Source organism: Streptomyces carpinensis (genome assembly GCF_002154505.1).
In the GTDB taxonomy this organism is placed as follows: Bacteria; Actinomycetota; Actinomycetes; order Streptomycetales; family Streptomycetaceae; genus Streptomyces; species Streptomyces carpinensis.
This window is the reverse complement of sequence record NZ_MUBM01000227.1, coordinates 1-6,823: the sequence shown is the minus strand read 5'-3', so window position 1 is coordinate 6,823 and position 6,823 is coordinate 1. Positions and strand designations below refer to the sequence as shown.

The 6,823-nt window shown below is 67.4% G+C and carries 12 protein-coding genes and 1 pseudogene; 12 read left to right on the top strand and 1 reads right to left on the bottom strand.

The features are described 5' to 3' along the window. From BZY54_RS53655 to BZY54_RS53650, 10 genes and pseudogenes are all read left to right on the top strand, one after another. Window positions 1-108, top strand: a pseudogene (locus BZY54_RS53655) (DUF2637 domain-containing protein); the annotation flags it as partial. 20 nt (window positions 109-128) lie between these two features. After that, window positions 129-323 carry a hypothetical protein gene (locus BZY54_RS28860; protein ID WP_086728274.1) on the top strand — a complete coding sequence of 65 codons (195 nt, stop codon included), beginning with the start codon at window positions 129-131 and terminating at the stop codon, window positions 321-323. A gap of 1 nt (window position 324) precedes the next feature. Next, window positions 325-516 carry a mobile element transfer protein gene (locus BZY54_RS28855; protein ID WP_086728273.1) on the top strand — a complete coding sequence of 64 codons (192 nt, stop codon included), beginning with the start codon at window positions 325-327 and terminating at the stop codon, window positions 514-516. A gap of 8 nt (window positions 517-524) precedes the next feature. Further along, window positions 525-680, top strand: a complete 156-nt coding sequence (locus BZY54_RS28850) for a hypothetical protein (RefSeq protein ID WP_086728272.1) — start codon at window positions 525-527, stop codon at window positions 678-680. Between the two features lie 24 nt (window positions 681-704). Beyond that, window positions 705-1,022, top strand: coding sequence for a SpdD-like protein (locus BZY54_RS28845; RefSeq protein ID WP_086728271.1), 318 nt, complete (start codon window positions 705-707; stop codon window positions 1,020-1,022). An 88-nt stretch (window positions 1,023-1,110) separates the two neighbouring features. After that, window positions 1,111-1,296: a hypothetical protein gene (locus tag BZY54_RS28840; protein ID WP_086728270.1), complete on the top strand. Its 186-nt coding sequence runs from the start codon at window positions 1,111-1,113 to the stop codon at window positions 1,294-1,296. After that, window positions 1,289-2,668, top strand: a complete 1,380-nt coding sequence (gene repSA / locus BZY54_RS28835; RefSeq protein WP_086728269.1) for a replication initiator protein RepSA — start codon at window positions 1,289-1,291, stop codon at window positions 2,666-2,668. Before BZY54_RS28840 ends, repSA begins: the two co-directional genes overlap by 8 nt. An 11-nt stretch (window positions 2,669-2,679) precedes the next feature. After that, on the top strand, window positions 2,680-2,853 hold the full coding sequence (locus BZY54_RS28830; RefSeq protein ID WP_086728275.1) for a helix-turn-helix transcriptional regulator: 174 nt from the start codon (window positions 2,680-2,682) through the stop codon (window positions 2,851-2,853). Then, window positions 2,850-4,223 carry a tyrosine-type recombinase/integrase gene (locus BZY54_RS28825; RefSeq protein ID WP_086728268.1) on the top strand — a complete coding sequence of 458 codons (1,374 nt, stop codon included), beginning with the start codon at window positions 2,850-2,852 and terminating at the stop codon, window positions 4,221-4,223. Before BZY54_RS28830 ends, BZY54_RS28825 begins: the two co-directional genes overlap by 4 nt. A 31-nt stretch (window positions 4,224-4,254) precedes the next feature. Next, window positions 4,255-4,806 (top strand): DUF6083 domain-containing protein, encoded by a 552-nt coding sequence (locus BZY54_RS53650; protein WP_341868713.1) that lies wholly within the window; start codon window positions 4,255-4,257, stop codon window positions 4,804-4,806. A 112-nt stretch (window positions 4,807-4,918) separates the two neighbouring features. On the opposite strand, the gene BZY54_RS28815 is transcribed toward BZY54_RS53650, so the two are convergent. Continuing rightward, window positions 4,919-5,389 carry a GNAT family N-acetyltransferase gene (locus tag BZY54_RS28815; protein ID WP_244217388.1) on the bottom strand — a complete coding sequence of 157 codons (471 nt, stop codon included), beginning with the start codon at window positions 5,387-5,389 and terminating at the stop codon, window positions 4,919-4,921. 488 nt (window positions 5,390-5,877) lie between these two features. On the opposite strand from BZY54_RS28815, the gene BZY54_RS28810 reads away from it, so the two are divergent. Both BZY54_RS28810 and BZY54_RS51050 read left to right on the top strand, forming a co-directional pair. Then, complete coding sequence (locus BZY54_RS28810; protein WP_086728265.1) at window positions 5,878-6,108, top strand: response regulator transcription factor; 231 nt, start codon at window positions 5,878-5,880, stop codon at window positions 6,106-6,108. Window positions 6,109-6,454: 346 nt separating this feature from the next. Then, complete coding sequence (locus BZY54_RS51050) at window positions 6,455-6,628, top strand: hypothetical protein (protein ID WP_158103925.1); 174 nt, start codon at window positions 6,455-6,457, stop codon at window positions 6,626-6,628. Window positions 6,629-6,823 lie beyond the last annotated feature (195 nt).

Sequence of the window (6,823 nt, the reverse complement as noted above, 5' to 3'; positions counted from 1 at the left end):
GACGAGTACCGCACCCGGACCGGCTCCCCGATCGACACCGACACCCTGCGCACCCGCCTCGGCGTCCCGCCCCACCTGGCCGACGCCATCGCCGCCCACCTCGCCTGACCAGGAAGACAGACAGGCTCATGACCCGTGACCCAGGCGACCTGACCGCCTCCGACTACCTCGACGGCGCCCGCGAGATGACCTCTGCCGGTCGGCCCTACCTCGCCCACCTGCTCGCCGAGGAAGCCGCCCGGCTCACCTCCGACCCGGCCACCGCCGCCGGTATCCGTGCCCGCTTCCCCGACCCGACCACGACCCGAGAGGAGAACCACTGACATGCCCGCCCGTGACCACTTCCACTCCGTGATGCAGATCGGCCCGGTGCAGATCGGCACCCACCGTGACCGCAATGGCCAGACCAAGCACGTCGCCGTGTGCACCGCCGACCGCTGCGGCTGGTCCGCCGACTACTCCAGCGCCTCCGCCGCCCAGCTCGCCGCCCGCACCCACCGCTGCCGCGCCCGCTAGGAGGAGCCGTGCAGGTCCCGCTCTGGCTCGCCCTGCTCGTCGTCGGCTACCTCGGCGTCAAGCTCATCCGCCCTCCCGCCTGGCTCATCGCCGTGCTCCTGCTCGGCGGCTTCCTCCTCGCCGACAGCGTCCTCGCCCCCGCCATCAACGCCTTCGTCAAGTAACCCGCCCACGAGAGGAGATCACCGATGTTCCGCCCGAAGATCCCGACCATGCCCACCCCGACCGGGCTCAGCTCACCGCCCCCTGTCGTCGAGCCGACCACCGTGGCTCAGCACCACCCGGCACCTGCCCCGGCCTCGGCCGCGCCGGCACCGTCCCGCCCGACGATTCACCTCACGCCCGGGACCGTGCTCGCTCTCGTCGGCGGCGGCACGGCCGTCGTCCTGGTCGTCGGCGCCGTCCTGGTCTCCATGCTCCTGGCCGTCGCCATCACTGGCGCCTCACTGGCCATCTGTGCCCTGGTGATCCGCTCCCTGGTCACCGCCGACGCCAAACGCCGCTGACCGGCCCCCGGGCGGCCTCGATACCGCCAAGCATCTGCCGCCCGGGAGCCGTCCCTGTCCGATCTCGCAACCGGAAGGAACCTCCAGCATGACCGACCACAGCACGCCAGCGCCCCGCATCTGCCCGAACTGCGACGGCTTCGCCTGCGCCGCCGTCACCCTCGGCGGCCGCGACGCCCGCGGTCACCTGCGGACCATCACCGTGCACTGCCCGGCCTGCAGTGGCCTCGGCGTCCTGCCCGCCCGCCGCGTCCGGGAGGGCGCTCGTGCCTGAGACGCTGCTCGACCCGACCACCCTCGGCGACCTGCTGAGGGTGGCCTCGGCCGACGACTACCACCGCTGGGAAGACCAGATCCGCCGCACTGGCGGCTGCGCCGACCCTATCCACCTGATCGGCTGGGTCCTGCATAAGGACAAGACCACCGGCCAGCTGCTGCACCACTACTCGACCGAGAACGAGCCGGGCGGACGCCTCCGCCTCGCCTGCGGCAACCGCCGCGCCTCCCGCTGCCCGTCCTGCGCCTGGACGTACGCGGGCGACACCTACCACCTCATCCGGGCGGGGCTCGCCGGAGACGACGACAAGGACATCCCGGCCACGGTCCGCGATCATCCCCGTGTCTTCGCCACCTTCACTGCACCCTCGTTCGGCCCGGTTCACAACCGCCCCGACCGTGGCGTCTGCCGCTGCGGCACCCACCACGCCGCAGACGATCCCGCCCTCGGCACGGCCCTGGACCCGGAAACGTACGACTACGCGGGCGCGGTGCTGTTCAACAACCACGCCGGAGAGCTCTGGGTGCGGTTCGCCAACCGGCTCCGCCGCGAGATCGCCGCCCGCGCCGGGCTCACCCAGCGCGAACTGAAGGAAGTCTGTCGCCTGTCCTACGGCAAGGTGGCTGAGTTCCAGAAGCGGGGCGCCGTCCACTTCCACGCCGTGATTCGCCTCGACGGACCCGACGGCCCCGACTCTCCGCCGGCGTCTTGGGCCACGACCGACCTACTCACGGACGCTATCCGCGCGGCCGCGGTGCACACGTACAGCAGCGTGAGCGTGCCTGCTGCCGGAGACCAGGCCGCCCGCACCTTCCAGTGGGGCCCACAGCTCGACATCCGCCCTGTGAAGGCGTTCGGCGACGGCTCGGACATCACCGAACAGGCCGTCGCCTCCTACGTCGCCAAGTACGCCACCAAGGCCGCCGAGAACACCGGCACCCTCGACCGCCGCATCGGCGAGCTGTCCGAACTCGACCGCCACGGCGTCCCCGACCACGCCCGCCGCCTGATCACCGCCTGCCGCGACCTGGACGAGCTGTACCCCGACCGGCGCCTCTGGGCCTGGGCGCACATGCTCGGCTTCCGCGGCCACTTCAGCTCGAAGTCCCGGCGCTACTCCACCACCCTCGGCGCCCTCCGCCAGGCACGTGCCGACTACCGCGCCGCACAGGAACACGCCGCCCTCGGCCTGGACGACGTCGAGCCGGACACCGTCCTGATCCTGGCCGACTGGCAGTACGCCGGCCACGGCCACACCCCCGGCGAATCGGCGCTGGCCGCCACGATCGCCCGCGACCTCCAACTCAACCGCGAAACCGCCCGCGAAGCCCTACGCGACCAACTCGCACAGGAAGGAGAGCTGACGTGAAAGATGAGCTGATGACCGTTCGAGAGGTGTGCGCCGAACTCAAAGGAATCTCCCGACGGACCTTCTACCGCTGGCGAGAGTTGGGGGACGCACCCCGGGCGTTCAAGTTGCCCAACGGTGAGTTGCGTGTCTGGCGCAGTGACTTCAATGCATGGCTGAACGCCCGAGAATCGGCGGCCGCATGAGGTCTCTCGATGTGAAGGTCTGGGGTGTACGGAAGCGGAACACCAAGAAGCCGTCCTATGACGTCCGATGGACTGTTGCCGGCAGCGTGTTCTCGGAACAGTTCCGCACCAAGGGCCTTGCAGACCACTTCCGTTCCAAGCTCCTCCTTGCCACCCGTGAGGGCGAAGAGTTCGACACGGTGACAGGACTGCCTGACTCACTGGTCGAAAAGGCACCTTCGAAGACCTGGTATGCCTTCGCGCTGGAGTACCTGGTGATGAAGTGGCCGCATGCGGCTCCGAACACGCGCAACGGGATCAACGAATCGTTGACCGCCGTGACGGTGGCCCTTCTCGACGATCGTCCGGGGCGGCCGTCCGATGAGCAGCTGAGAAGGGCGTTGCGGAACTGGGCTTTCGTTCTTCCTGGCCCGGAGGGTCGTGATTTGCCGACCGAGGTGGCGAACACGCTGCACTGGGTCGCCAAGGCGTCGCGCCCTCTCTCTGACCTCGGTGACCCCGCGATCGGTAGGGCTGTGCTGGACTTCCTCAAGCTGAAGCTCGACGGAACGGCGGCAGCAGCGGAGACCGTACGGCGCAAGCGACGGACACTCGTCAACGCACTGCACTACGCGGTAGATCTTGGAGAGTTCAAAGAGAATCCGATCACGGGTATCCGCTGGAAGAAACCGAAGGTGGCCGGGGAGGTTGATCCCCGAGTGGTGGCCAACCCGGAGCAGGCGCGTTCGCTGCTCACTGCTGTCTCGTACATCGGTGGGTACCGTCGTGCGCGTGGTCGTCGACTCGTCGGCCTGTTCGCCTGCATGTACTACGGAGCCCTCCGCCCCGCTGAGGCTGTCGGCCTCACCAAAGCAGACCTGAAACTGCCAGAGACCGGCTGGGGGACGGCCCTGCTGAATCGGACGCGCCCCAGTGTCGGCAAGCAGTGGACGGATTCGGGCGAGACCCACGATGATCGAGGTCTGAAGAATCGGCCGGCCGAAGAGGTCCGGCTTGTACCGATCCCGCCCCAACTCGTCGCCATCCTCCGGCAGCACCTCGACACGTTCGGCACTGCCGAGGACGGACGACTGTTCACCAACGAGCGCGGGGGAGTGGTCGGCTCCTCGACGTACTACCGCGTCTGGCAGGAGGCCCGGGCGCTGGCGCTTCCGCCGGCCGCGGTCGCCTCGCCGCTCGCTGACCGACCGTACGACCTCCGACACTCGGCGCTGTCGACATGGCTGAACTCCGGAGTGGACCCGACCGAGGTGGCCGAACGCGCCGGCAACAGTGTTGAGGTCCTGCTGAGCCGCTATGCCAAATGCATTGATGGGCGGCAGGAAATCGCCAACCGCAAGATCGAAGAGTTGCTGCGCGAATACGAGTGATGAGGCACAGAGCCATTAGCTCCCGACCCGTATGGGCCGGGAGCTTCGTCGCGTACAAGCCGCACGCCCTCGGCTTCTTGTTGCTCGTAGCACCTGCCGCGTCGTGTTCCGTTTCGCCAGTGGTTGGCTGCCACATGCGTCTCGTCCGATTCGCGCTCTACGCATGCGCCGCCGAGCTGTCGACTCTGGCGTTATGGGGCTATTACAGGGGGAGCCGCGTCGACTGAATGGTGGGCAGTTGCGCTGCCCGTACTGCGGTTTGTTGCAGGACCGAGTGGCGACGCTTGAGCATGAATGGGTCTTGCTGGAACCGGACATGACTCCGCTGGCCCATACGGTGCCGGCGGAGCATCGGTGGATCGAGCTCTCCGACGGTCGGGTCACCGTCTACGGCGTGTGTCCGCCAGATCCGTTTCAACGGTGCCGTATCGAGCACCGGCTGGCCTGCTCGACACAACGGCTACCGGACCTTTGGCCGTGGTTGACGATGCTGCGAGCGGAGAACGGGCGGCGAGCGGAGCGGCAGTTGCAGGCGGATTGGGAGCCGCCAGAGCCTCCGGAGGAATGGCCAAATGCGGGGTAACGGCCACTTGGGGCGGACATGCAGCTGGCGGGCATCGACTTCCAGGTGCCCACCAGCCTTTTGGCCGTGTGACCATCTGAGGTCAAAACCGTCCGCGCTTGTGTAAAACAGCTCACCGCGCGGGGAAGGTGAGTCGCAGAACGATCTCGCCGTCGTCGATCTCCCCGGTGGGCTCGAACCCGAACTTCTGGTAGAAGGGCCACGGTTCGCCGTCGCCGGGCTCGTAGCTGGTCAGCAGCTCGGTGGCGCCGTCCGCGCGCACCAGGGTGGCGACCTGCGTGAGCGCCTCTCGGCCGATCCCTCGCCCCTGGTACCGCTTGTCGACGAGGAGGCGCCAGAGGAAGTGCCGCCCTTTGTAAGGACCGGCCGGCGGTTTCCACGACAGCATCACGAAGCCGACTGGCTCGTCGCCGCGGTACACGGCGCGGTACCAGGGATTGGCCTCCGGTTTCTTCGCCGCCTCCTTGAGGGAGTGGGACACGGAGGCGACGAATTGCTTCTGGTCACGTCGGACGCGTAGGGCACGGACGGCATCCCGGTCGTCGTCAGTGATCTCCCGTAGGTGCACGCTCGGGGATCTCATGCCACACCCCTTCCGTATCCGGCAGCTGCGCCGTCCCGGCCCACGTGAAGAGCCGCTACCAGGCGGCATTCCGCGCATCCGTGTTGTCGAGGCCGCCAGGTCGGACGTCTTCGCAGCGTATTCGGCACAGGCGATCTGGAGCGGGACTGGCACGCCGGGCTGTGACCGCGTCCAAGGCAGCTCCTAGGAGAGCAACCCGGCCTGACGCGGCGATGCGCATGCGCAGCCCCCATCGTCAGTCAGATGGGCTGACCTGGGTAAAAGCTCCAAGATCCGGTCCACAAATAGTCCACAGACCTCTGCGCGTAGCCCTGGGCGAGGGGAGACGGGTGCGATGGCGACGAGCTGGCCTGATTCAAACCATTCCGCCTTTCCCTGTGACACGCCTGTGACAGTCGGCGGACACGGCCATGACGTCCGGCGAGCAATCTGAAGAAACCAGGGCAAATCGCCCTAAACGGTCAGACCCCTCGCCGGAGGACAGCACCATGAGCACCACCCTCGCCATTGCGCACACCGAGGCCCCCGCCCCCGCGCTGGCTCCGCGCGAGCGCGAGACGCTCCGGCACATCGCCGCTGGCCGCACCTACTTCCAGACCGCCCGCCACATGGGCCTGTCCACTCACACTGTGGACGCCTACCTGCGCCGTATCCGGGCCAAGCTCAACATCACTAACACCGCCGAACTGACCCGCGTGGCCATCGCCCTGGGCCTGTGACCCAGGGGCCGCGACCGGCTCCCCGTCGACCCGCGGGCGAGCCGGATGCCGCAGTCGAAGGTGATCGCAGGAAGTTCCCTGCGGAATTTGCACAAAAGCTATTGACTCACGACATTTAGTGCGCATCCTGGTGAGTAGGCCACAACACCGAAAGAGTCACAAAGTCGATCAGGACGTCTAGTCGACGTAGTGATTTGGACAGGATGTGGTTGAGGCCCCCGGCAAGCCGGCGCGATACCGAGGCGACAGTGACGACTGAAGCTTCAGGACACGCGCAGTACTACCGGGGACTGCTTTTTGCCCTCAGAGCCTCTGCACGGCTGGATGCCGGTGTGGAGGCTCTGGCATGCCCACTCTCAGCGGAACCGAGGAGCAGCAGGCGTCGTCCGTTCCTGCAGGCCAGACCTGCACATTGAGTATGTCGGTGCTCGTCGTGGAGATCCTGGCCGAGAATACCGAGCACGCGGTCGCGACGGTGACGAGGCTGTGTTGCCCCGGGGTCGGCGTTTGCTGGGGCTGACCTGGGCAAACGCTCCAAGATCCTGTCCACAAATAGTCCACAGACCCCGTCCTAGGGCCGCTCAGCGCTGCATACGACTGCACAAACAAGAAGACCCCGCACTCAGCGTTTCTGCTGGTGGCGGGGTCTTTTGGCACCTTCTTCGAGGTGCCCCCGGCAGGATTCGAACCTGCGCACACGGCTCCGGAGGCCGTT